Origin of the sequence: Klebsiella sp. HC6, from assembly GCF_022605325.1 — a bacterium.
Classification (GTDB): domain Bacteria; phylum Pseudomonadota; class Gammaproteobacteria; order Enterobacterales; family Enterobacteriaceae; genus Klebsiella; species Klebsiella terrigena.
This window is the reverse complement of record NZ_CP093276.1, coordinates 3,499,317-3,521,951: the sequence shown is the minus strand read 5'-3', so window position 1 is coordinate 3,521,951 and position 22,635 is coordinate 3,499,317. Positions and strand designations below refer to the sequence as shown.

Sequence of the window (22,635 nt, the reverse complement as noted above, 5' to 3'; positions counted from 1 at the left end):
ATACACGTCATACTTCAAGCCGCATTTGCGTTGCTTACCCCGGACGCTTACCTGAGTAAACCCCCGGGGCTCCCTGCAACTCGAATTGCTGGTCTCTCTCTTAGCCCGCTGCGAGCGGGCTTGCCGTACGTCAGGACGATTTGCGTACCCGCAAATACCATTCGCACAGCAGACGTACCTGCTTACGGGTATAGCCTTTCTCCATCATCCGGTCGACGAAGTCGTCGTGCTTTTTCTGCTCGTCGGTAGAGGTTTTGGCGTTGAACGAAATGACCGGCAGCAGCTCTTCGGTATTGGAGAACATTTTCTTCTCAATAACCGTGCGCAGTTTTTCGTAGCTGGTCCAGTTCGGGTTGCGTCCGCTGTTATTGGCTCTGGCGCGCAGCACGAAGTTGACTATCTCGTTACGGAAGTCTTTCGGGTTGCTGATCCCCGCCGGTTTTTCAATTTTTTCCAGCTCCGCGTTCAGCGATTCGCGGTCAAACAGCTGCCCGGTATCCGGATCGCGGTACTCCTGATCCTGAATCCAGAAATCCGCGTAGGTGACGTAACGGTCAAAAATGTTCTGCCCGTATTCGGAGTAGGATTCGAGATAGGCGGTCTGGATCTCTTTGCCGATAAACTCGGCGTATTTCGGGATCAGGTAGCCTTTGAGGAACTCGAGGTAGCGCTCCGACTGCTCCTGCGGGAACTGCTCGCGCTCGATCTGCTGCTCAAGGACGTAGAACAGATGCACCGGGTTAGCGGCAACCTCGGCGTGATCGAAGTTAAATACCCGCGACAGTATTTTAAAAGCGAAGCGGGTGGAGAGACCGTTCATGCCTTCGTCGACGCCGGCATAGTCGCGATACTCCTGGTAGGATTTCGCTTTCGGGTCGGTATCTTTCAGGCTCTCACCGTCATAGACGCGCATTTTGGAGTAAATGCTCGAGTTTTCCGGCTCTTTCAGGCGCGACAGAATCGAGAAGCGCGACAGCGTTTCAAGGGTGCCCGGGGCGCATGGCGCATGGGTCAGCTCGCTGTTGTTGAGCAGTTTTTCATAGATGCGCATCTCTTCGGAAATGCGCAGGCAGTAAGGCACCTTGACGATATAGACGCGGTCAAGGAAGGCCTCGTTGTTTTTGTTATTACGGAAGGTCACCCACTCGGATTCGTTCGAGTGCGCGAGGATAATCCCGTTAAACGGCAGGGCGGAGATCCCTTCGGTGCCGTTATAGTTGCCTTCCTGGGTTGCGGTCAGCAGCGGATGCAGCACCTTAATCGGCGCTTTGAACATCTCGACGAATTCCATGATCCCCTGGTTGGCGCGGCACAGGGCGCCGGAGTAGCCGTAGGCATCCGGATCGTTCTGCGCGTAGTGCTCGAGCTTGCGAATATCAACCTTACCGACCAGGGCCGAGATATCCTGGTTGTTCTCATCGCCGGGTTCGGTTTTGGCGATGGCGACCTGCTCCAGAATCGACGGCCACACCTTGATAACGCGGAATTTGGTGATATCGCCGCCAAACTCATGCAGGCGTTTGGCCGCCCACGGCGACATGATGGTGCCGAGATAGCGGGTCGGTACGCCATATTCCTTGTCGAGGATCTGCGCATCTTCCTGCGGATTAAACAGGCACAGCGGATGGTCGTTCACCGGGCTGCGCTCGCCGTTGGCGCTCAGCACGTAAATCGGTACGCGCTGCATTAATGATTTCAGGCGCTCGGCAAGGGATGATTTACCGCCGCCCACCGGCCCCAGCAGATACAGAATCTGTTTCTTCTCTTCCAGACCCTGCGCGGCATGCTTCAGGTAAGAAACGATCTGCTCGATGGCATCTTCCATACCGTAGAACTCTTCAAATGCCGGATAGCGTGCGACAACCCGGTTTGAAAAGAGACGGGACAGCCTTGGCTCCAGGGCCGTATCGACCATGACGGGTTCACCAATGGCCATCAGTAGCCTTTCTGCCGCGTTGGCATAAGCACTGCGATCTTGCCGGCAGATGGTAAGAAACTCCTGCAGTGTGAACTCTTCGTCCTTGGCAGCTTCATAACGCTGGCGATAGTGATCGAATATATTCATGGCATGCCGTCCTTTCGTATTTAGCACAAGTTGAGAGCGTTCATATGAATAGTGGGTGCTCCCGGAAGAGGTAAGCAGAGCGCGACGTCTACTGATTCTCCAGCAACCCTTATGCCAGGTTGTCGACGAGATTAAGATAACGCGCCCTGCAATGACGCCTTCTAAATTAAAGCGTAGATGCATTTAGAAAACTTGCATGCAGCGAAAAATCAATTTCAATGACATATCAATAACTCATCCCAAAAAAGGTCGCGATTTCGCACGTCTTGCCGGGGGCCTTCATCCTGTTGTCATGAAGCTGCGGGTCCGGGCTTGCGTATTGACGAGAGAGTGAGTCATTTTTTGTAATGACGGGTAAAGAATTTGAGGCGTGAGGCCTACGACGCTAAACTGCCTGCGCGGATTATTTGACAAACGGGAATATGGATTGTGAAGAAGATCAAATCTCTGGCACCAGGCGTGTGTCTTTTGGCCTGTGTCTCAGCAGCACACGCCGACGGGAAATTAACGCTGGGGGCCGGCGTGGGTATCGTCGAAAGCCCGTATAAGCAATATGACGTCGACGTTTACCCGGTGCCGGCTATCAGCTACGAGAGCGATAATTTTTGGTTCCGTGGCTTAGGCGGTGGTTACTATTTATGGAATGACGAGAGCGATAAGCTGTCGGTTACCGCCTACTGGTCGCCGATGTACTTTAAGCCGGGCGACAGCGACAGCGAACAGCTGCGTAAGCTGGATCGGCGTAAATCGACGATGATGGCCGGGCTCTCCTACGTGCACAATACCCAGTATGGCTTCCTGCGTACGGTGCTGGCCGGCGACACGCTGGACAAAAGCAACGGCATTACCTGGGACATGGCCTGGCTCTACCGCTATACCAACGGCAACCTGACCTTAACGCCGGGTATCGGCGTGGAGTGGAGCAGCGACAACCAGAACGAATACTACTACGGCGTCTCGAAGCGTGAATCCGAGCGCAGCGGCCTGCGCAGCTACGACCCGGACAGCAGCTGGAACCCGTATCTCGAACTGTCGGCCAACTATCGCTTCCTCGGCGACTGGAGCGTTTACGGCGTGGCGCGCTACACCCGCCTGTCCGACGAAATCACCGACAGCCCGATGGTGGACAAATCCTGGAGCGGCCTGATTTCTACCGGGATCACCTACACTTTCTGATTGTGCATCTTTATAGAGATATCTGTGCATCAAAACAGGGCGTCACGCCCTGTTTTGCATTACGGTGGTGCAATAGCTGACGAGAGGTAGCGATGAGCGTAAAAATGAGCCGTTTCGGCGACCAGCAGGCGGTTCCCGCCATCGGGCAGGGAACCTGGTATATGGGGCAAAGCAGCGCGCATCGTTCACAGGAAGCGGCTGCACTGCGAGCGGGCGTTGAGTTCGGGCTGACGGTTATCGATACCGCCGAAATGTATGCCGACGGCGGGGCGGAAGAGGTGGTAGGCGAGGCGATTCGCGGACTGCGTGACCGCGTGACGCTGGTGTCCAAAGTCTATCCGTGGCACGCCGGCGGGCACAAAATGCGCGAGGCCTGTGAAGCCAGCCTGCGTCGCCTGAAGAGTGATTATCTCGATCTCTATCTGCTGCACTGGCCGGGGGAGTTCCCGCTGGCCGAAACCGTCGAGGCGATGGAGGCGCTGGTTGCTCAGGGCAAAATTCGCCGCTGGGGCGTCTCCAACTTCGATACCGACGATATGCAGGCGCTGTGGCAGGTGCCTGGCGGCAGACGCTGTGCGACCAACCAGGTGCTGTACCATCTGGCATCGCGCGGCATTGAATACGATCTGCTGCCGTGGTGTCAGCAGCAGCAGCTGCCGGTGATGGCCTACAGCCCGCTGGCCCAGGCCGGTCGCCTGCGCGATGGTCTAATCAGCCATCCCGCACTCAACGGCCTGGCGCGGGAAAAGGGCGTCACGGTCGCGCAGCTCCTGCTGGCGTGGATCATCAGCCACAAAGGGATGATGGCGATCCCAAAAGCCGGGAGCATTGCCCACGTCAAAGAGAACGCTGCCGCGCTCGAGGTGGTGCTCGATGAGAACGATATCGCGGTGATGGAAAAGGCCTTTCCGGCGCCGGGTCGCAAAACGCCCTTAGATATGGTGTAAGGGGGCTGATTTTGTAACGGTATCTACGTGATTCGTTGATGGATATCAATGCTCGGCCGTGCTTCTCCTCCTAAAGATAAAAGAAAAAGGAGAATCACATGACTGAACCTAACAAACCCCTGGACGTGAAGCTGGCTTTTCCCCTCTGGAAGGCCGCCCTGACAATCCTGTTCGGCGCACTTATCTGGTTTACCCCTCCGCCCGATGGGTTGGCCATTCACGCATGGCAAATGTTTGCTATTTTTACCGCAACGATCTTTGCCATCATTCTGAAGGTGATGCCGATGGGGGCGGTGACGATGATCGCGCTGATCGTCTCCGCATTTTTGGGCGTCACGCCTCTCTCGCCGGGTAAAAGCGACAAAGTCGCGGCGCTGTCCGGCTTTGCCAACGGTACGATCTGGTTGATTGGTATCGCGATGTTTATCTCCCGGGCGGTGATTAAGACCGGGCTGGGCAAGCGGGTGGCGCTGTGGTTTATTTCCAAATGCGGTTCAAGCATGCTGGGGGTTGCCTATGGTCTGGCCCTCTCTGACGTGGTCCTCGGGCCGGGCATTCCCTCGGCGTCGGCGAGGGGCGGCGGCATTATGTATCCGATTACGCAGTCCATTGCCACCGCCTACCAGTCGGAGCCCGGCGCGACGGCCAGAAAAGCCGGCGCCTTTTTAATGCTCTGCGTTTCTCAGATTGACGCCATTGTCTGTACGATGTTTTTAACGGCGATGGCGGGTAACCCGCTGATTGCCGAACTGGCGAGAAGCCAGGGCATTGAAATCACCTGGACGACCTGGTTTGTCGGCGCGATCGTGCCGGGGATCGCCTCGCTGATCCTGCTGCCGCTGGTGCTGTACGCTATTTATCCGCCGCAGCTGAAGAAAACGCCGGAAATCCCGGCGATCGCCAGAGAAGAGCTGCGCAAAATGGGGCCGATGTCGCTGGCGGAAAAAATCCTCGCGCTTGATTTTGTCCTGCTGATCCTGCTCTGGACGGTGGGCGACATTTTCTTTGCCATTCCCGCCACCCTTTCCGCGTTTATTGGTCTGATGGTGCTGCTGGTCAGCAATATCATGTCGTGGAAAAATATCATCGAAGAAAAAACGGCCTGGGATACGATGTTCTGGTTTGCCGTGCTGGTGATGATGGCCAACGCGCTCAATAAATACGGCATGATTAGCTGGATATCTGAGCGTATTGTCGGCTACGTCGGCCACTTTGCATGGATAACGGTGTTTTTACTGCTGGTGCTGGTCTATTTCTATACCCGCTACTTCTTCGCGTCGGCGATGGCGCATATTTCCGCGATGTATCTGGCGTTTCTGGCCGTTGCCGTTTCCGTCGGCGTACCGCCGCTGTTTGCCGCCCTGGTGCTGGGCTATACCTCTAACCTGTCGATGGGCCTGACGCAGTACTCTGGCGGCCCGGGGCCCGCTCTGTTTGGCTCCGGCTATAACACCGCGGGTCAGTGGTGGGGCGTTAGTTTCGTGGTGTCGGTGGCGTCTATTCTCATCTGGCTGGTGCTGGGGGGCGCGTGGATGAAGCTGGTGGGGTTCTGGTAACGCGACAGCGCCTCAAAAAAACAGGGCGCAATCGCCCTGTTTTTGATCCTGCGCCTGTGGTTCAGGCAGCGCGCGGGCTTAGCGCCGCGTGACGCGAATAGTCTGCGCCAGGCGAGACGGCTTCTCTTCGCTGGCTTTCTGCGGCTCGGTAACGCAGCAGGTTTCGACGCAAACGAAGGTTTTGTAGCCGTCGTCCGGCATATCGCCCATGCTCACGGAAAGTGCCGGGCCGGGGTTCCAGCCCACTACATTGCTGTTATGGTGATGAATAACGTCAATGCCGCGGTTCAGCACGCCGTCGTGGATAACGCTGCAGGCATCCGCGTTGAGATAGACGCGGTCGGTGCGATCCGGGAAGGTCTCTTCGCCGTTGCTCAGCACGCCTTCCTGGGCGTTGTTCACCTTATCGATATAGCGATCGCCGAGGCCGCTGACCTTCACCGCCGCGATATCCCCAACGTTGAAGTAGCTGTGCAGGGCGGAGGTGGTTTCAAATTCGCCGTGCGCTTCCAGTTCGATTTCGCAGGTTTTACCCAGCTTGAAGCGCGCGTAGAGCGTAAATTCGTGCGGCCAGTACTGACGGGTCTTATCGCTGCTTTTCAGTTCGAAGGTCAGCATCACGCCGCTCTCATCTTCATCATGGCCCTTCAGCGTCCACGGCAGATTGCGGGCGAAACCGTGGGAGGGAAGGCCCTGCTGTGCCGATGGACCAAACCACGGCCAGCAGACGGGCACGCCGCCGCGCAGCGCGACGCCGGTTTTAAACGGCGTGTTGCCGCTCAGCCACAGCACCTCTTCTTCCCCGGCGGGTTTCCAGGAGAGCAGGTGCGCGCCCTGGTAGGCGACGGAGGCTTTCACCTGTGGATGGTCAACGACAATCAGCTCGAGGTCGTCAAGCTGGCGGCGGGAGAGGACAGGGGTAACTTGTTCAATAACCGGGAGAGCAAAAATTTTGTTAATCATGGTGCAATCCTTGGTGTGCAGGTACTGAGTTAAGCCATAAAAAAAGGCGACCGAAGTCGCCTTTTTGGATCAGGTTCTCATCTCAACTTATTTGGAGATGTGAGCGATCAGGTCCAGAACTTTGTTGGAGTAGCCGGTTTCGTTGTCGTACCAGGAAACCAGTTTCACGAAGTTGTCGTTCAGTGCGATACCTGCTTTAGCATCGAACACGGAAGTGCAAACTTCGCCGTTGAAATCGGTAGATACAACGTCGTCTTCGGTGTAGCCCAGAACGCCTTTCATTGCGCCTTCGGAAGCAGCTTTGATTGCTTTCTTAATGTCTTCATAAGAAGCAGCTTTTTCCAGACGAACGGTCAGGTCAACAACGGATACGTTCGGAGTAGGAACGCGGAACGCCATACCGGTCAGTTTGCCATTCAGTTCTGGCAGTACTTTACCTACTGCTTTAGCAGCACCGGTAGAGGACGGGATGATGTTCTGGGATGCGCCGCGGCCGCCGCGCCAGTCTTTGTGAGACGGGCCATCAACGGTTTTCTGAGTTGCGGTGGTCGCGTGAACGGTGGTCATCAGAGCTTCGACGATGCCGAAGTTGTCGTTGATAACTTTAGCCAGCGGTGCCAGGCAGTTAGTGGTGCAGGATGCGTTAGAAACGATGTCCTGGCCTTCGTATTTGTCAAAGTTAGCGCCTTTAACAAACATCGGAGTGTTGTCTTTGGACGGGCCAGTCAGAACGACTTTTTTCGCGCCAGCAGTGATGTGTTTACGAGCGGTTTCGTCAGTCAGGAACAGACCAGTTGCTTCAGCAACGATGTCAACGCCTACTTCGTCCCACTTCAGGTTAGCCGGATCGCGTTCAGCGGTAACACGGATTTTTTTACCGTTAACGACCAGATGACCGTCTTTCACTTCAACGGTACCGTTGAAACGGCCGTGAGTGGAGTCATACTTCAGCATGTAAGCCATGTAGTCAGCGTCTAACAGGTCGTTGATTGCAACGATCTCGATGTCAGAACGTTCTTGAGCAGCACGGAAAACAATGCGACCGATACGGCCAAAACCGTTGATACCTACTTTGATAGTCATATATTCCACCAGCTATTTGTTAGTGAATAAAAGGTTGCCTGTAAAATTACAAAAACCTTACGCAGCGTCAAGCGGAATCGTGTCAATCATTGCGACAAATCAATCCTGAGCACACCTTTGCGCGATCGATTTGCCTCACTCTCCCTTTGAGCCCAATTCCATATGGGGACTGCGCGCGGAATTTTAAAGGTCATTAAAGATAAAAATGTGATTTGCATCACAATTATCTAGCTGCCCATCGGCATCGAATAAGTTTAGAACAAAAGTCCACGCTTCATTGTTAATGTTTTGTTAGAATCGAGCGGTTAAAGTTGTCCTTTCACAGCGAGAAGCATGCACATGTCGAATAAACCCTCCTCGGACGAGCTCAAAAAAGAGTTGAGCGAGATGCAGTTTTACGTGACGCAGAATCACGGCACCGAGCCGCCGTTCACCGGCCGACTGCTCCACAACAAGCGAGACGGCGTCTACCACTGCCTGGTGTGCGACGCGGCGCTGTTTCACTCGCAAACCAAGTACGATTCAGGCTGCGGCTGGCCGAGCTTTTTTGAGCCGGTGAGCGACGAGGCCATTCGCTACCTGAATGATTACTCCCACGGTATGCAGCGCACGGAAATTCGCTGCGGCAAATGCGATGCTCACCTTGGGCACGTCTTCCCGGATGGTCCGCAGCCGACCGGCGAGCGTTTTTGCGTAAATTCGGCGTCGTTAAGCTTCAGCGACGATGATAACGGCGAGCAGATCAAGGGTTAGAGAAACGATTCAGCAAATTATTCCAATGCGGAGTTGAGCGGACGATGGATATCGAGCAAATTATCGACAGTATGACCCCGGAAGTTTATCAGCGTCTGGCCACGGCGGTGGAGCTGGGAAAATGGCCGGATGGGGTGGCGCTTACCCCGGAACAGAAAGAGAATAGCCTGCAGCTGGTGATGCTGTGGCAGGCGCGACACAACGTCCAGGCCCAGCACATGACGATTGATACCAGCGGGCAGATGGTGATGAAGAGCAAGCAGCAGCTGAAGGTGGAGTTCGGCATTACGCCAGAACCTATTGCGACGTTTAAATCCTGAGCGGCTCGCGCGGGGGATGCTTACGCAGGCCCGGCGGGTTTCGCCGCCGGGCGCTGACGCTTTACGAGCCGGTTACTTCTTGTTCATCATCGCTTTAAGATCGGCAAACGGATTATATTTCGCCTCACCGACGCTCTTCTGCGCGTCTTCGCCCGCCACTACCGTTGAGCCATACAGATCGGCTTCCGTGTACTTGGAGTGCTCGTGGTCGTGGCAGTACAGGCACAGCATCTCCCAGTTGCTGCCATCTTCCGGGTTATTGCTGTGATCGTGATCGATATGGTGCACCGTCAGCTCGCGCAGATTCGAATAGACAAATTCACGGGAACAGCGTCCGCAGACCCACGGGAAGAGCTTTAGCGCCTTTTCGCGATAGCCGACTTCCAGACGGGCGTAGTTTTTGGGGATAAAAGCCATAAAGCCCCATGCCTCCTGTAGCAAATGAAAAGCTGCGCCAAAGCCTGGCGCAGCCGATTGCGACAATCATAACCTATCCCCGGACGGGACACACCTCATCTCCTCCAGGGCGCTGCGGGACCGTAACGGCCCGCAGGCTAGTGCTTAATCCCTAACGACTCTGCCAGCTGCTTAGCCAGCTGATTTTGCTCATCGGCGCCGTACTCCCAGAACATCGCCCCTGCCAGCCCCTTACTCTTGATATAGTCGGCCTTGAGGGCCACGGAGCGCGGGTTTTCGTAGGAGAGCGCAAACAGTGCCTTGCCGTCCGCCGACTGCACCGACAGCCACGGCACCTTCGCCTGGTCATCCCAGTGCTCGCTAAAGCGCTTTTGCGGATCGTTAAGCAGCTTCGCGACGATATCGTTGTACTTCACGTAGGTATCTTTGCTCAGATCGAAGCCCAGGGATTTGAACAGCGCGATCTGCTCGCTGCCGAAGTACGGCTGGGTGACGGGATTTTTCTGCGCATCGGGTTTGCTCCAGTCGATACCCGGCTCAACCGCCCGTTTTGGCACCCGGCCATAGAAACCAATGCCGAGGTTCATCTGGCTCGGCTTTAAACCGGCGGCAAGATAGTTATTCACCACAAAATCGGCGCTGTACTTATCCGCTGCCGCCACCGTCGGCCAGCGCGTTGAATCGTACAGATTCGAGTTGAAGTACTGGGTGCCGTAGGCCATGTCGTAGGTCATCAGGTTGATGTAATCCAGCAGCGGGGCGATAGCTTTGACGTCGACCCAGTTTTTTGGGCTTTCGGCGTTGGCGCCCACGGCGATGGTCACCAGCTTTTTATGACCAAATGCGCCACGCAGCTCCTTCAGCAGGGCGGTGAAGTTGTCGCGATCGGCAGGCTGGCTGGCGACCAGTCCCCACGCGCCGTTGACCGGATACTCCCAGTCGAGGTCGATACCGTCGAGGCCATACTGCGCGACGATCTCCTGCGCCGAGCGGATAAACGTCGCGCGGCTCTCCGCGCTGGCCGCCGCGCCGGAAAAACCGCGCGCTCCCCAGCCGCCAACGGAGAGCAGAACCTTCAGCTCCGGGTTCTGCTGGCGCAGTGCGGGGATTTTGCGTAAATCAGCCTGTACTTTTGGCGACAGCCAAATCTGATGCAGGCGGGCAGGGTCTTTTAACGCCGCGTTGGTTTCATCCTTTTCGTCGTTGTAGACCAGGCCAAAGGAGTAGTTGAGGTGGGTAATCTGGCGCACGTCCAGCTTATCGATGTCGCCGCCCGGCCCGGCGGTCACGTCGCCGCCGCCGTTAAAGTAGCCGACGGACATCAGGGCTTGAGCTGAGACCGCAGAAGCGCAAAGCAGGGGTAATGCTGCCAGCAAAGGCAAAAGTTTCATGGACGATCCTCTTTGACATTAAAAAAGCAAACACGCCACGGAATGGCGTGGCGAAAAAATAGCCCGCCCACACTATCAGCAATAGCCTGTTGAATCTGCGAGTTAGCTCAATGAATCGCGCAGAGGAAGCGCAAGGGAGTGGCCCGAAGCGGCGGCTTCGGGCGAGGGGTCAGGCCTGGGTTTCCAGCCAGTCGCTGAGGGTATAGAGCGTTGCGCCGGCGGCGGCCATGGCCATAAAGGCGTGGGCGCTGTCCTGCGGCTGGATATTGACGCCGCGACAGCCGTCGGTAATCACGTTAACGCGATATCCGAGGTTGAGCGCATCGAGCACCGTAAACTGGACGCAGTAGTCGGTCGCCAGACCCAGCACGATAAGCTCGACGATCCCGCGCGCGCGCAGCCAGTCGTCAAGCTGGGTTTTGTGGCGATGGCCGTTGTCGAAAAAGGCGCTATAGCTATCGATCGCCGGGTTTTCACCCTTGTGGAACACGGCGGCAATATCCTGCTGCTTAAGCAGCGGATGCAGCTCCGCGCCGGCGCTATGCTGCACGCAGTGATCCGGCCAGAAGGTCTGCGCCAGCCCGTCGAGCTCACCCTGCGAGTAGGGCTCGGTCTGGTGCTGGCTGGCGAAGCTGCCGTGGTTTGCCGGATGCCAGTCCTGGCTGGCGACCACGATTTCGCCGCGCGCCAGGCTCCAGTCGATCAGCCGGTTGGCGACATCAACGGTGCTATCGCCCTGCGGAACGGCGAGCGCGCCGCCCGCGCAAAAATCATTTTGTAAATCAACAAGCAGCAGTGCTCGATTGGTCATCATCAGCTCCTTACTCATCGGGAGTCAGCTCGCCGCGCAGGTTTTCCTGCATCAGGCGGCGAATGGCCTCAACGTCCAGATTCTGGCTCAGCAGGTAGTGCAGCTTGGTCAGCGTCGCCTCGACGGTCATGTCGAAACCACCGATCACGCCCGCCTGGGCGAGGGCGTTGCCGGTAGCATAGCCGCCCATGTTAACTTTGCCGGACATACACTGCGTCAGGTTAATCACCACAATCCCGCGCTGGCTGGCTTCGGTCAGAACCCGAATAAACTCGCCGTTCTGCGGGGCGTTACCGACGCCATAAGAGCGTAGGATCAGCGCCTTCACCGGCTGGCGGAGAAAATTGCGCACCACGTCGGCGGAGATCCCCGGGTAAATCGTCACCACGCCGATCGGCTGCGGCGTAATCGGGTGCACGATCAGCTCGCCCACGCCGTGCGGTGCCGGCGGCGTCCCGAGACGGCGGATATGGATCCCGGCCTCCAGCAGCGGCGCCAGGTTCGGAGAAGCAAAGGCGTTGAAGCCGTCGGCATGGGCTTTGGTGGTGCGGTTGCCGCGATACAGACAGTTGTTGAAAAACAGCGCCACTTCGTTAATCGGATAGTTCGCGGCAACGTACAGCGCGTTCAGCAGATTGATCTGCCCGTCGGAGCGCAGCTCGGCCAGCGGGATTTGTGACCCTGTCACAATTACCGGCTTGCCCAGATTCTCCAGCATGAACGACAGCGCCGAGGCGGTAAACGCCATGGTGTCGGTGCCGTGGAGGATCACGAAGCCATCATACTCATCATAGTGGGTGCGAATATCTTCCGCGATATGCTGCCAGTCCTCCGGCGTCATGTCGGACGAATCCATCAGCGGGGCATATTCGTGAATGGTAAAGTCCGGCATCTCCGGACGGTGGAACTCAGGCATCAGCGCGAGCTGACGCTGCAGGTGGCCGGAAACGGGGATATAGCCGTGTTCGGAGCGCTGCATACCGATGGTCCCACCGGTGTAGGCAACGTAAATCCATTTCTTTTGCATAACATCGCTTAGGTTGTACGTAGACAGGCGCAGTATAAGGTGGTCGCGAAAAAAATACAGCGTCTATACCCGTCATACTTCGAGCTGCAGATGTGTTGGCGGCGCGTGCTCACCCCGGCCTATACCCGTCATACTTCGAGCTGCAGATGTGTTGGCGGCGCGTGCTCACCCCGGCCTATACCCGTCATACTTCGAGCTGCAGATGCGTTGGCGGCGTGTGCTCACCCCGGTCACATAGTGGCCTATGCTCCCGGGGATTCGCCCACTTGCCGCGTGATTCGGCCTACGGCCTCACCCCTTCGGGGCCAGCGCAAGCGCTGTTCAAAACGGTTAACCGTTTTGTCATGCAACTCGAATTATTTAGGGTATACCCGGTATTCGGGTTACTGCTGTGCTGGCTGCCCGGTCACATAATTAGCCTATGCTCCCGGGGATTCGCTCGCTTGCCGCCTTTCTGCAACTCGAATTATTTAGGGTATACCCGGTATTCGGGTTACTGCTGTGCTGGCTGCCCGGTCACATAATTAGCCTGTGCTCCCGGGGATTCGCTCGCTTGCCGCGTGATTCGGCCTCCGGCCTCACCCCTTCTGGGCCAGCGCAACGAATTATTTAGGGTATACCTGCTATTGCGGGGGAAAAATAAAACCCCGGCCGATAGCCGGGGTTTACTGTCGAACGGGGGGGTTAGCGGATATTGGCGCAGGTTAAGCAGAAGGCGTAGCGGTTCTGCGGATCGTTAAACGCCGCCAGCTTGTCGCTTTCGGCCTTCACCGCATTGGCGGCTGCCGCAACGGGTGCGGGCAGCCAGGCCTGCAGCGCCGCCGGGAGAGAGGCGCGCACGGAACCGGTCAGGCCATCAACCACCATTGAGAAGAAGGTCGGATCTTCCTGGTAGTAGTCGATGTGCCACTGCTTCAGCTTCGCCAGCTCAGCGGCTTTCGCCACCGCGTCATCGAAGTCGCCGAGGCTATCCACCAGGCCGTTGGCTTTGGCATCTTCACCGGTCCAGACGTGGCCCTGGGCAATCTGGTCAACCTTCTCCGGAGTACTCTTACGCGCATTAGCCACCAGGGTAATAAAGCGCTTATAGCCGTTCTCAATGCTCAGCTGCATCATTTGCTGCACTTCTGGCGGCAATGATTTGGTGGTGGAGACATCCGCCAGCGGCGACGTTGATACGCCGTCGGTATGCACGCCGATAGAGCCGAGAGTGTTTTCAACGGTGTTGATCACGCCAAAGATGCCGATGGAGCCGGTGAGGGTGCTCGGGTTCGCCACGATGTAATCCGCCGGGGTGGAGATCCAGTAGCCGCCGGAGGCCGCCATGCCGCCCATGGACACGACTACCGGTTTACCCGCCGCTTTCGCCGCCGCCAGCTCTTCGCGAATCACTTCCGAAGCGCTGACGCTGCCGCCGGGGCTGTTAACGCGCAGCACGATGGCTTTCACCTTCGGATCGAGGCGCGCATCGCGGATCTGTGCCGCGGTGGTATCGCCGCCGACGTTGCCCGGCGTTTCTTCACCGTCCATGATCGCGCCGTTCGCGAAGATAACCGCAATCGAGGCGCCCTGGTCGGAAGGCGTCTTAACGCTGTAATCGTAATAGCTGATGGCGCGATAGTTGTTATCCGCCTTGCTCCAGCCAAACTGTTTGGTCAGCGCCTTTTCGATGTCGGTGGAGGTAGCCAGCTCGTCAACCAGCTTGCTGTCCAGGGCGTATTTCGCCGTATCGCCATCGACCTTACGCAGGCCGTCGAGCACGCCCTGGGCGCCGGGGAACAGCTGCTGGGCGGTGATCTGCCGGTTGGCAGCGATGGTATTGAGATAGTTCTGCCACAGTTCGCCTATCCAGCGGCCGTCGGCTTCACGGGCGGCCGGAGACATATCGTCGCGGATAAACGGCTCGACCGCTGACTTATAGGTGCCGACGCGGAAAACGTGGGTTGAGACCTTCAGCTTATCGAGCAGCGATTTGTAGTACAGGCCGTTAGTGGCAAAACCGTGCAGATCAACTTCGCCCTGCGGCGAGAGCCAAATTTTATTGGCGAAGCTTGCCAGATAGTACTGCCCCTGGCTGTAGCTGCTGCCGACGGCGTAGATCGGCTTGCCGCTATCGCGGAATTCGCGCAGCGCTTTACCGATGTACTGCATCGACGGCTGGTCACCGCCGGCAAAATTTTTCAGATCCAGCACGATGCCGGTGATATTACGGTCGTCTTTGGCCTGACGGATGGTTTGTACGATATCAAACAGCGAGTTTTCCTGCAGGCGATCGGAGCTGGCGCCAAACAGCTGGCGGCCAATCACCCCGAGCTTGCTGCTGGCCGAAGGTTTGTCGACCACCACGCCGGTGATATTCATTAGCAGCGCGCCGCGGGCGGCATGCTCCGTAGTGGTGCTGCTGAACTGCGCCCAGATGCCGAAGCAAACCAGCACCAGCAGCAGGAAAACCAGGTTCAGTGCGAGCTGACGAATAAAATTAAGTACTCGCCACGTCCATTTAAAAAATCCGGCAATCAGTCGCCAAAGGGTTCGCATGTATTCTCCCTAACATTATCAAAAGTGGGCTAACCGCAGGGGCTGCCGCGTCTGGCTATCCTAAAGAGACCATCGGCGCTTGTCAGCAGGAATCACCCATCGGGCTGTAACAAAATTCGTGAGCATGTTAATTTTATGAAAAATAACCTCACAGGAGTCACATAGATGGATGCTCTCGACCTACTGGTTAACCGCCGCAGCGCCTCGCGCCTGGCTGAACCGGCTCCGGCCGGCGAACAGCTGGAAAATATTCTTCGCGCCGGCCTGCGTGCCCCGGATCACGGGACATTACAGCCGTGGCGGTTCTTTATTATTGCCGATGAAGGGCGCGAGCGCTTCAGCCAGCTGTTGGAAAAAGGCGCGCTGGCCGCCGGGCAGGATGAAAAGGGCGTAGAGAAAGCGCGCAGCGCGCCGTTCCGGGCGCCGCTGATTATCACCGTGGTTGCCCGCTGTGAGGATCACCCCAAGGTGCCTAAGTGGGAGCAGGAGATGTCGGCGGGCTGCGCGGTCATGGCGATGCAGATGGCCGCGGTCGCTCAGGGATTCAACGGTATCTGGCGCAGCGGAGCGTTAACCGAAAGCGCCATCGTGCGTGAAGGGTTTGCCTGCCGCGAGCAGGATAAGATTGTCGGCTTCCTCTATCTGGGTACGCCGCAGCTGAAGGCATCAACCAGCATCGCTCTGGCCGACACCGCGCCGTTCGTCGTGCGTTTCTGAGGATGAATTGCCCGGCAGGCGCCTGCCGCCGGGCTGCTTCAGGCGCTACTTCTGCTGTTTAGCAAACTCATCTTTCGCTTTCTGCAACTGCTGCTGGAAAGCCGGGTTGGTATGCAGCGTCGCGACGACCGCCGAGCCGACAATGCGCGCAGCGTCGACGTCGCTTTGCCAGTGATAGCCGCAGATGACCCGGCTCTCGCCGAGCTCGTAGCCGCGCCTGAGAATCTCATTCTGCCGCTGCGGGTTAACTTCGGCCAGCACCAGCGCCGTGGCCCAGCCGATAGAGGTGTGGCCGGAAGGATAGGAGCCGTTTTTCGACAGCTTATCCTGCTCGGTGGTGTTACAGGTGGCGACGCCGTAAAACGCGAACGGACGAATGCGCATGTACTTCTCTTTCGCCCCGCGGGTCGCCAGGTCGCCCGCATCTTCAATCATATTGGTCAGCAGCTTGTGCAGCGCCGGCGCGTCCTTTTCGGTGATCGGCGAGCCGAATGCGCCGGAGAAGGCGTTCGCCACGCCGCCTGCGCTGAGGTTTGCGTCCTCTGCCGCCAGCTTACCGCGCTCGGTGGCCCGCAGCAGACGTCCTTTCTCATACATCGCCTGATCGTTTAAAAAGGCGATGCTGCCTACTTCCGGCGGCGGCGGCAGGAGCGCCAGGCTATCGATGGCCTGAGCATTTTTCAGGTAGTAGAGGTCAGGTTTAGTCGTGGCATCGTTACCCGTTGCCGTCAGGGCAAAAGCGTTAACGGAGAAGAGGCCTGCCAGGCAAAGGGCGAGAACGCGCTTTTTCATCAAAATTTCCTTTCGTTGTTATCACTCCAGAGAGAGCAGAACGTTGGGTTGTCACATTTCTGTCATCTTTTAGTTAAAGTTAAAATGACGCTGAAAAAATTGTTCTCTATCGCAAAATCGCATATTTGTCTGCTTAATGAGCAACTATTCGCGATTTCAGACTGTCGTACTTACCACCTTGCCGTTTGGGCGCTACCATAGCGGGATTGCAATGACAGGAGATGTCCATGAGCGAGCAAGCTATTCGTTTAACGCAATACAGCCACGGAGCCGGTTGCGGGTGTAAAATTTCCCCTAAGGTGCTGGAAACTATCCTTAAAAGTGACCAGGCAAAATTTATTGACCCTAATCTGCTGGTGGGCAACGAAACCAGCGACGATGCGGCGGTCTACGACCTGGGCAACGGTACGTCCATCATCAGCACCACCGACTTCTTTATGCCGATTGTCGACAGCCCGTTCGACTTTGGCCGCATTGCCGCGACTAACGCCATCAGCGATATTTTCGCCATGGGCGGCAGGCCGATTATGGCGATAGCGATCCTCGGCTGGCCGATTAACACCCTGGCGCCGGAAATCGCCCGCGAAGTGGTTGACGGCGGCCGGTTTGCCTGCCAGCAGGCGGGGATCGCTCTGGCCGGCGGCCACTCCATTGACGCGCCGGAGCCGATTTTTGGCCTCGCGGTGACCGGCGTAGTGCCCACCGAGCGCATCAAGAAAAACAGCACCGCCGAGGCGGGATGCCGGCTGTTCCTCACTAAACCGCTGGGGATCGGCGTGCTGACCACCGCCGAGAAAAAATCGCTGCTCAAGCCTGAGCATCAGGGGCTGGCTACCGAAACCATGTGTCAGATGAACCTCGCTGGCGCCGCGTTTGCCAATATCGACGGCGTGAAGGCGATGACCGACGTCACCGGCTTTGGCCTGCTTGGCCACCTGAGCGAAGTGTGCCGCGGGGCGGGCGTACAGGCGCAGCTGAACTATGCCGATATCCCGAAACTGCCGGGCGTGGAAGAGTATATTCTCGCCGGCGCGGTTCCCGGCGGCACCGGACGCAATTTCGCCAGCTACGGCCATCTGATGGGCGAAATGCCCGCGGAGTGGCGCGATCTGCTGTGCGATCCGCAAACCTCCGGCGGCCTGCTGCTGGCGGTCTCGCCGGAAGCTGAAGCCGAGGTCCGCGCGGCGGCAGAGGCGTCCGGCGTGACGCTGGCCGCTATCGGCGAGCTGGTTACCGCCCGCGGTGGACGCCCCATGATCGAGATCCGTTGATTACATGCGGCTGTTTATTGCAGAAAAACCGAGCCTCGGCCGCGCCATTGCCGAGGTGTTACCCAAGCCGCATCGCAAGGGGGACGGCTATATTGAGTGCGGCAACGGGCAGGTGGTTACCTGGTGTATTGGCCATCTGCTGGAGCAGGCGCAGCCGGATGTCTACGACGGGCGCTACGCGCGCTGGAACCTGGTCGATCTGCCCATCGTCCCGGAGAAGTGGCAGCTACAGCCGAAACCTTCGGTCAGCAAACAGCTTAACGTTATCAAGCGGCTGCTGGGCGATGCCGAAGAGGTGATCCACGCCGGTGACCCGGACAGAGAAGGCCAGCTGCTGGTGGATGAAGTTCTCGACTATCTGCAGCTGGCGCCGGAGAAGCGCCAGCAGGTGCAGCGCTGCCTGATAAACGACCTTAACCCGCAGGCGGTTGAGCGGGCGATCTCTCGCCTGCGCGCCAACAGCGAATTTATTCCGCTCTGCGTATCGGCGCTGGCCCGCGCGCGCGCCGACTGGCTGTACGGGATCAACATGACCCGCGCCTACACGCTGCTTGGGCGCAACGCGGGCTATCAGGGCGTGCTCTCGGTCGGGCGGGTGCAGACGCCGGTGCTCGGGCTGGTGGTGCGTCGCGATGAAGAGATCGAGAACTTTGTGGCGAAGGATTTCTTCGACGTCAAAGCGCATATCGTCACGCCCCAGGAGGAGCGCTTCGTCGCGACCTGGCAGCCGAGCGATGCCTGCGAATCCTGGCAGGATGATGAAGGTCGCCTGCTGCACCGCCCGCTGGCCGAACACGTCGTCGCGCGGATTACCGGCCAGCCGGCGCTGGTCACCGCCTACAACGATAAGCGGGATTCGGAGCCCGCTCCGCTGCCGTTTTCGCTCTCTGCGCTGCAGATTGAGGCCGCAAAGCGTTTTGGCTTCAGCGCGCAAAACGTGCTGGATATTTGCCAGAAGCTGTACGAGACCCACAAGCTTATCACCTACCCGCGATCGGACAGCCGCTACCTGCCGGAGGAGCATTTCGCCGGTCGCCATACGGTACTCAACGCCATTGGCGTCCACGCGCCGGATTTACTGCCCCAGCCGGCGGTCAATCCGGAGATCCGCAACCGCTGCTGGGACGATAAAAAGGTTGATGCGCACCATGCCATCATTCCCACCGCGCGCAGCAGCCAGGTGCGGCTGACGGAGAACGAGATCAAGGTCTACGGCCTGATCGCGCGTCAGTACCTGATGCAGTTTTGCCCGGACGCGGTGTTCCGCAAATGCCAGATTGACCTTGAGATCGCCAACGGCAAGTTTGTTGCCAAGGCGCGCTTCCTCGCCGAGGCCGGCTGGCGGGCGCTGCTGGGTAATAAAGAGCGCGACGAAGAGAACGACGGTACGCCGCTGCCGGTGGTGGCGAAGGACGATGAGCTGCTGTGTGAAAAGGGTGAAGTGGTGGAGCGGCAAACCCAGCCGCCGCGCTACTTTACCGACGCGACGCTGCTCTCCGCGATGACCGGGATTGCCCGCTTTGTGCAGGATAAGGATCTGAAGAAGATCCTGCGCGCTACCGACGGCCTGGGTACGGAAGCGACCCGCGCCGGGATTATTGAGCTGCTGTTTAAACGCGGGTTTTTAGTCAAAAAAGGGCGCTATATCCACTCCTCGGACGCGGGACGGGCGCTGATTCACTCCCTGCCAGAAATGGCCGCGCGGCCGGATATGACCGCGCACTGGGAATCGGTACTGACGCAAATCAGCGAAAAGCAGTGCCGCTATCAGGACTTTATGCAGCCGCTGGTGGGAACGCTTTATCAGCTTATCGACCAGGCGCGCAGCACGCCCGCTCGTCAGTTCCGCGGTATCGTTGCGCCGGGAGGCGGTAAGAAGGAGTTCAGCAAAGGCAAGCCGAGAGCCAGGACGAAGGGCAAAAAGCCGGCGGCGGATGCGCCTGCCGACAATCCATAATCAAAGACCCCGCAGGCCGGGGTCTTTTTCGTTGGGCTCCGTCAGCGGCTCTCCCGGATACGCGCGACCCGGGAGAGCCTGCGGATTAAATCACGCCCTGTGCCAGCATCGCGTCGGCCACTTTAACGAAGCCGGCAATGTTGGCGCCGCGCACGTAGTTAGTCTGCTTCGCTTCGCCGCCGTATTCCACGCAGGCGTGGTGAATGTCGAGCATGATGTGGTGCAGGCGAGCGTCAACCTTCTCTGCTTTCCAGCTCATTCGTGCGGCGTTCTGCGCCATTTCGAGACCGGAAGTCGCTACGCCGCCGGCGTTAGCCGCTTTACCCGGCGCGAACAGCACGTCGGCTTCGAGGAACAGGTCGGTTGCCGCGATGGTGGTCGGCATATTGGCGCCTTCGGCCACGGCCTTCACGCCGTTGGCGATCAGCAGGCGGGCGGCGTCAACGTCCAGTTCGTTTTGCGTGGCGCACGGCAGCGCAATATCCACCGGCACGGACCACGGCTGCTGGCCTTCGAGGTACTGCAGGCCAAACTCGCGGGCGTAGTCGGCAACGCGACCGTCGCGGCTGGCTTTAATTTCGCACAGGCGCGCCAGCTTCTCTGGGGTAAAGCCCGCTTCGTCAACCACGGTGCCGCTGGAGTCAGAGGCGGTAATCACGCGCGCGCCAAGCTCCATGGCCTTTTCGATGGCGTACTGGGCAACGTTGCCGGAGCCGGAAACCGCCACGCGCATCCCTTCGAAGCCCAGGCCGTGGCGTTTAAGCATCGCTTCGGTGAAGTAGACCAGACCATAGCCGGTCGCTTCCGGGCGAATCAGGCTGCCGCCAAAGGAGAGCCCTTTGCCGGTGAACACGCAGGCGCTGTTGTTGGAGAGCTTACGCATCATCCCGGCCATAAAGCCCACTTCGCGACCGCCAACCCCGATATCGCCAGCCGGTACGTCGGTGTCCGGGCCTAAGTGACGATACAGTTCGGTCATCAGCGACTGGCAGAAGCGCATCACTTCGCCGTCGCTCTTCCCTTTCGGGTCGAAGTCGCTGCCGCCTTTACCGCCGCCCATAGGCAGGGTGGTCAGGGCGTTTTTAAACGTTTGCTCGAAGCCGAGGAATTTGAGGATCGACAGGTTGACCGACGGGTGGAAGCGCATGCCGCCCTTGTACGGGCCGATGGCGGAGTTGAACTGCACGCGCCAGGCGCGGTTAACCTGAACCTGATTACGGTCATCAACCCATACGACGCGGAACTGGATAGCCCGCTCCGGTTCAACCAAACGTTCCAGCAAATTGAGCTGGCGATAGCGCGGATTCTCCTCAAGGAAAGGCCACAGGGTGGTCATCACCTCGCGGACGGCCTGAGCAAATTCGGTTTGATGAGGATCGCGCTGTTGAACGCGGGCGAGAAAACCTTCCAGAGTGCACGTCTGATCCATAGATATAAGTTCCCCTTATGGTTGTGATTGCGTTTATACATGTCATCCTTCAGGCTGGCGGCGCTCGCTTACCCGGTGCGCCTGCTCGCGTAAGCCGCCGGAGAAAGGCTCCCATGCTGCCGCGCTGCAACCTGAATGATTTTATGGATATTTATTATGATTCGGCCCTTGAAAAAGCCGATTTTCCGACTATAACACCGGCAATCGTTAGGCAAGCAAGGAAAAGTTATCCTGAAAGCAAAATTTATAATCCGCCGGCTGTCATAACTAAAAGCGATGACCGCGGCCTGACGGTATTAGCGGGAAAGGAGAGACGCGCTTTGGGCGATAAAGGCTTCCAGCAGGGGGATATCCGCTGGCGCGAGGTTGAAGGTTAAGGCTTCCTGCGGCGAGCACCAGCGGAGCTGGCTGTGGTAGTGCGCGGTTGGCGTACCGCTAAAGTGGGGCACCCACCAGGCGTGAAGATGAATCAGCCGGCCGGAGACCTCCCGCCGGTGGCTGGCGATATAGCGGGCGGGAAGGGCGACGATGCCGAGCTCCTCCTGCAGCTCGCGGGCAAGCGCCTGCGCCTGGCTCTCGCCGGACTCCACCTTGCCGCCGGCAAACTCCCACATTCCCGGCTGGTCAGCGTGCGGCGGGCGCTGCGCGAGCAGAATGCAGCCGTCTCTTTCAATAATGGCGGCCACAACATCAATGGTTTTTAGCATCTGAATCATCGTTCCATGAAGGATAATGGCCTATTATCACCGCCTTTGTGACGCCCAGACAACCCCTTAGCCCGCTGGAGATATGCCGTGCTCGACCGCCATCTGCACCCCCGCCTGAAGCCACTGCTCAACGCCTGCGCCGTGCGGCTCGATCGCCCCGGCATCTCCGCCGATGGCGTAACCCTGCTGGGCTTTGCCGTTGGCGTACTGGCGCTGCCGTTGCTGGCGGCAGGATGGTATTACGCGGCGCTGGCGGCCATTGTCATGAACCGGCTGCTGGACGGGCTTGACGGGGCGCTGGCGCGCCGCAGAGGGCTAAGCGACGCCGGGGGCTTTCTCGATATTGCGCTCGATTTCCTGTTTTATGCGCTGGTGCCGTTTGGCTTTATCCTCGCCGATCCGCTGCACAACGCCGTTGCCGGCGGCTGGCTGCTGTTTGCCTTTATCGGGACTGGCAGCAGCTTCCTTGCTTTTGCGGCGCTGGCGGCAAAGCACCAGATTGATAACCCGGGCTATGCGCATAAATCGTTTTACTATATTGGCGGCCTGACGGAGGGGACGGAGACGATCCTGCTGTTCGTGCTGTGCTGCCTGTTTCCGGCGCACTTCGTCTGGCTGGCGTGGATCTTCGGCGGACTGTGCTGGCTGACGACGGCGACCCGCATCTACAGCGGCTACCTGACGCTGAAGCAGGTTCAGCGTCAGGCGTAGGCCA

20 protein-coding genes are annotated in these 22,635 nt (G+C 58.2%); 9 read left to right on the top strand and 11 right to left on the bottom strand.

Going from position 1 to position 22,635, the window contains the following annotated elements:
- Positions 1-130: 130 nt before the first annotated feature.
- The gene (gene yeaG / locus MMW58_RS16995) at positions 131-2,065 is read right to left on the bottom strand and encodes a protein kinase YeaG (RefSeq protein ID WP_045855003.1); all 1,935 of its coding nucleotides are present in this window, start codon (positions 2,063-2,065) and stop codon (positions 131-133) included.
- Between the two features lie 429 nt (positions 2,066-2,494).
- Here yeaG and MMW58_RS16990 point away from each other — a divergent pair, with 429 nt between their 5' ends.
- The 3 genes from MMW58_RS16990 (at position 2,495) to MMW58_RS16980 (ending at position 5,744) form a co-directional block, all read left to right on the top strand.
- A complete protein-coding gene (locus MMW58_RS16990) occupies positions 2,495-3,241 on the top strand; it encodes a MipA/OmpV family protein (protein WP_133597695.1) in 747 nt (248 codons plus the stop codon).
- 92 nt (positions 3,242-3,333) lie between these two features.
- Positions 3,334-4,188: an aldo/keto reductase gene (locus tag MMW58_RS16985; RefSeq protein WP_241721689.1), complete on the top strand. Its 855-nt coding sequence runs from the start codon at positions 3,334-3,336 to the stop codon at positions 4,186-4,188.
- A gap of 98 nt (positions 4,189-4,286) precedes the next feature.
- Positions 4,287-5,744 carry a DASS family sodium-coupled anion symporter gene (locus MMW58_RS16980; protein ID WP_045855006.1) on the top strand — a complete coding sequence of 486 codons (1,458 nt, stop codon included), beginning with the start codon at positions 4,287-4,289 and terminating at the stop codon, positions 5,742-5,744.
- A gap of 78 nt (positions 5,745-5,822) precedes the next feature.
- On the opposite strand, the gene MMW58_RS16975 is transcribed toward MMW58_RS16980, so the two are convergent.
- Both MMW58_RS16975 and gapA read right to left on the bottom strand, forming a co-directional pair.
- Positions 5,823-6,707 (bottom strand): D-hexose-6-phosphate mutarotase, encoded by an 885-nt coding sequence (locus MMW58_RS16975; protein ID WP_241721688.1) that lies wholly within the window; start codon positions 6,705-6,707, stop codon positions 5,823-5,825.
- 87 nt (positions 6,708-6,794) lie between these two features.
- Positions 6,795-7,790 carry a glyceraldehyde-3-phosphate dehydrogenase gene (gene gapA / locus MMW58_RS16970; protein WP_133597700.1) on the bottom strand — a complete coding sequence of 332 codons (996 nt, stop codon included), beginning with the start codon at positions 7,788-7,790 and terminating at the stop codon, positions 6,795-6,797.
- A gap of 339 nt (positions 7,791-8,129) precedes the next feature.
- Here gapA and msrB point away from each other — a divergent pair, with 339 nt between their 5' ends.
- Entirely contained in the window at positions 8,130-8,543 is a 414-nt protein-coding gene (gene msrB, locus MMW58_RS16965) for a peptide-methionine (R)-S-oxide reductase MsrB (RefSeq protein WP_095096848.1), read from the top strand.
- A 44-nt stretch (positions 8,544-8,587) separates the two neighbouring features.
- Complete coding sequence (locus MMW58_RS16960; RefSeq protein ID WP_133597702.1) at positions 8,588-8,863, top strand: YeaC family protein; 276 nt, start codon at positions 8,588-8,590, stop codon at positions 8,861-8,863.
- Between the two features lie 72 nt (positions 8,864-8,935).
- Here the strand turns inward: MMW58_RS16960 and yajD are convergent, their stop codons facing one another.
- The 5 genes from yajD to sppA all read right to left on the bottom strand — a co-directional run bounded on the left by yajD (position 8,936) and on the right by sppA (position 15,047).
- A complete protein-coding gene (yajD, locus tag MMW58_RS16955; RefSeq protein WP_133597704.1) occupies positions 8,936-9,280 on the bottom strand; it encodes an HNH nuclease YajD in 345 nt (114 codons plus the stop codon).
- A 137-nt stretch (positions 9,281-9,417) separates the two neighbouring features.
- Positions 9,418-10,671 (bottom strand): chitinase ChiD, encoded by a 1,254-nt coding sequence (gene chiD, locus MMW58_RS16950; RefSeq protein WP_241721687.1) that lies wholly within the window; start codon positions 10,669-10,671, stop codon positions 9,418-9,420.
- Between the two features lie 169 nt (positions 10,672-10,840).
- On the bottom strand, positions 10,841-11,482 hold the full coding sequence (gene pncA, locus MMW58_RS16945; RefSeq protein ID WP_241723741.1) for a bifunctional nicotinamidase/pyrazinamidase: 642 nt from the start codon (positions 11,480-11,482) through the stop codon (positions 10,841-10,843).
- A gap of 10 nt (positions 11,483-11,492) precedes the next feature.
- Entirely contained in the window at positions 11,493-12,509 is a 1,017-nt protein-coding gene (ansA, locus tag MMW58_RS16940; RefSeq protein WP_241721686.1) for an asparaginase, read from the bottom strand.
- 684 nt (positions 12,510-13,193) lie between these two features.
- Entirely contained in the window at positions 13,194-15,047 is a 1,854-nt protein-coding gene (gene sppA / locus MMW58_RS16935) for a signal peptide peptidase SppA (RefSeq protein ID WP_241721685.1), read from the bottom strand.
- A 165-nt stretch (positions 15,048-15,212) separates the two neighbouring features.
- Here sppA and MMW58_RS16930 point away from each other — a divergent pair, with 165 nt between their 5' ends.
- On the top strand, positions 15,213-15,764 hold the full coding sequence (locus tag MMW58_RS16930; RefSeq protein WP_133597714.1) for an NAD(P)H nitroreductase: 552 nt from the start codon (positions 15,213-15,215) through the stop codon (positions 15,762-15,764).
- Positions 15,765-15,809: 45 nt separating this feature from the next.
- On the opposite strand, the gene phoC is transcribed toward MMW58_RS16930, so the two are convergent.
- Entirely contained in the window at positions 15,810-16,556 is a 747-nt protein-coding gene (gene phoC / locus MMW58_RS16925; RefSeq protein ID WP_133597716.1) for an acid phosphatase PhoC, read from the bottom strand.
- 227 nt (positions 16,557-16,783) lie between these two features.
- Between phoC and selD the strand changes: the two genes are divergently transcribed.
- Both selD and MMW58_RS16915 read left to right on the top strand, forming a co-directional pair.
- Positions 16,784-17,827, top strand: a complete 1,044-nt coding sequence (gene selD, locus MMW58_RS16920) for a selenide, water dikinase SelD (RefSeq protein ID WP_132510840.1) — start codon at positions 16,784-16,786, stop codon at positions 17,825-17,827.
- A 4-nt stretch (positions 17,828-17,831) separates the two neighbouring features.
- Positions 17,832-19,784, top strand: a complete 1,953-nt coding sequence (locus MMW58_RS16915; RefSeq protein WP_241721684.1) for a DNA topoisomerase III — start codon at positions 17,832-17,834, stop codon at positions 19,782-19,784.
- 85 nt (positions 19,785-19,869) lie between these two features.
- On the opposite strand, the gene gdhA is transcribed toward MMW58_RS16915, so the two are convergent.
- Positions 19,870-21,213 (bottom strand): NADP-specific glutamate dehydrogenase, encoded by a 1,344-nt coding sequence (gene gdhA, locus MMW58_RS16910; protein ID WP_123551298.1) that lies wholly within the window; start codon positions 21,211-21,213, stop codon positions 19,870-19,872.
- Between the two features lie 296 nt (positions 21,214-21,509).
- Positions 21,510-21,920: a pyrimidine (deoxy)nucleoside triphosphate diphosphatase gene (locus MMW58_RS16905; protein WP_159236318.1), complete on the bottom strand. Its 411-nt coding sequence runs from the start codon at positions 21,918-21,920 to the stop codon at positions 21,510-21,512.
- 87 nt (positions 21,921-22,007) lie between these two features.
- Between MMW58_RS16905 and MMW58_RS16900 the strand changes: the two genes are divergently transcribed.
- On the top strand, positions 22,008-22,631 hold the full coding sequence (locus tag MMW58_RS16900) for a CDP-alcohol phosphatidyltransferase family protein (RefSeq protein ID WP_241721683.1): 624 nt from the start codon (positions 22,008-22,010) through the stop codon (positions 22,629-22,631).
- Positions 22,632-22,635 lie beyond the last annotated feature (4 nt).

Excerpts from the sequence above, each read along its gene's own strand:
- MMW58_RS16915 (WP_241721684.1), top strand. The coding sequence starts at position 17,832 with ATGCGGCTGTTTATTGCAGAAAAACCGAGCCTCGGCCGCGCCATTGCC.
- MMW58_RS16980 (WP_045855006.1), top strand. The coding sequence starts at position 4,287 with ATGACTGAACCTAACAAACCCCTGGACGTGAAGCTGGCTTTTCCCCTC.
- chiD (WP_241721687.1), bottom strand. The coding sequence starts at position 10,671 with ATGAAACTTTTGCCTTTGCTGGCAGCATTACCCCTGCTTTGCGCTTCT.
- sppA (WP_241721685.1), bottom strand. The coding sequence starts at position 15,047 with ATGCGAACCCTTTGGCGACTGATTGCCGGATTTTTTAAATGGACGTGG.
- msrB (WP_095096848.1), top strand. The coding sequence starts at position 8,130 with ATGTCGAATAAACCCTCCTCGGACGAGCTCAAAAAAGAGTTGAGCGAG.
- pncA (WP_241723741.1), bottom strand. The coding sequence starts at position 11,482 with ATGACCAATCGAGCACTGCTGCTTGTTGATTTACAAAATGATTTTTGC.
- MMW58_RS16985 (WP_241721689.1), top strand. The coding sequence starts at position 3,334 with ATGAGCGTAAAAATGAGCCGTTTCGGCGACCAGCAGGCGGTTCCCGCC.
- MMW58_RS16975 (WP_241721688.1), bottom strand. The coding sequence starts at position 6,707 with ATGATTAACAAAATTTTTGCTCTCCCGGTTATTGAACAAGTTACCCCT.
- phoC (WP_133597716.1), bottom strand. The coding sequence starts at position 16,556 with ATGAAAAAGCGCGTTCTCGCCCTTTGCCTGGCAGGCCTCTTCTCCGTT.
- MMW58_RS16960 (WP_133597702.1), top strand. The coding sequence starts at position 8,588 with ATGGATATCGAGCAAATTATCGACAGTATGACCCCGGAAGTTTATCAG.
- yajD (WP_133597704.1), bottom strand. The coding sequence starts at position 9,280 with ATGGCTTTTATCCCCAAAAACTACGCCCGTCTGGAAGTCGGCTATCGC.
- MMW58_RS16930 (WP_133597714.1), top strand. The coding sequence starts at position 15,213 with ATGGATGCTCTCGACCTACTGGTTAACCGCCGCAGCGCCTCGCGCCTG.
- MMW58_RS16905 (WP_159236318.1), bottom strand. The coding sequence starts at position 21,920 with ATGCTAAAAACCATTGATGTTGTGGCCGCCATTATTGAAAGAGACGGC.
- gapA (WP_133597700.1), bottom strand. The coding sequence starts at position 7,790 with ATGACTATCAAAGTAGGTATCAACGGTTTTGGCCGTATCGGTCGCATT.
- gdhA (WP_123551298.1), bottom strand. The coding sequence starts at position 21,213 with ATGGATCAGACGTGCACTCTGGAAGGTTTTCTCGCCCGCGTTCAACAG.
- selD (WP_132510840.1), top strand. The coding sequence starts at position 16,784 with ATGAGCGAGCAAGCTATTCGTTTAACGCAATACAGCCACGGAGCCGGT.
- yeaG (WP_045855003.1), bottom strand. The coding sequence starts at position 2,065 with ATGAATATATTCGATCACTATCGCCAGCGTTATGAAGCTGCCAAGGAC.
- ansA (WP_241721686.1), bottom strand. The coding sequence starts at position 12,509 with ATGCAAAAGAAATGGATTTACGTTGCCTACACCGGTGGGACCATCGGT.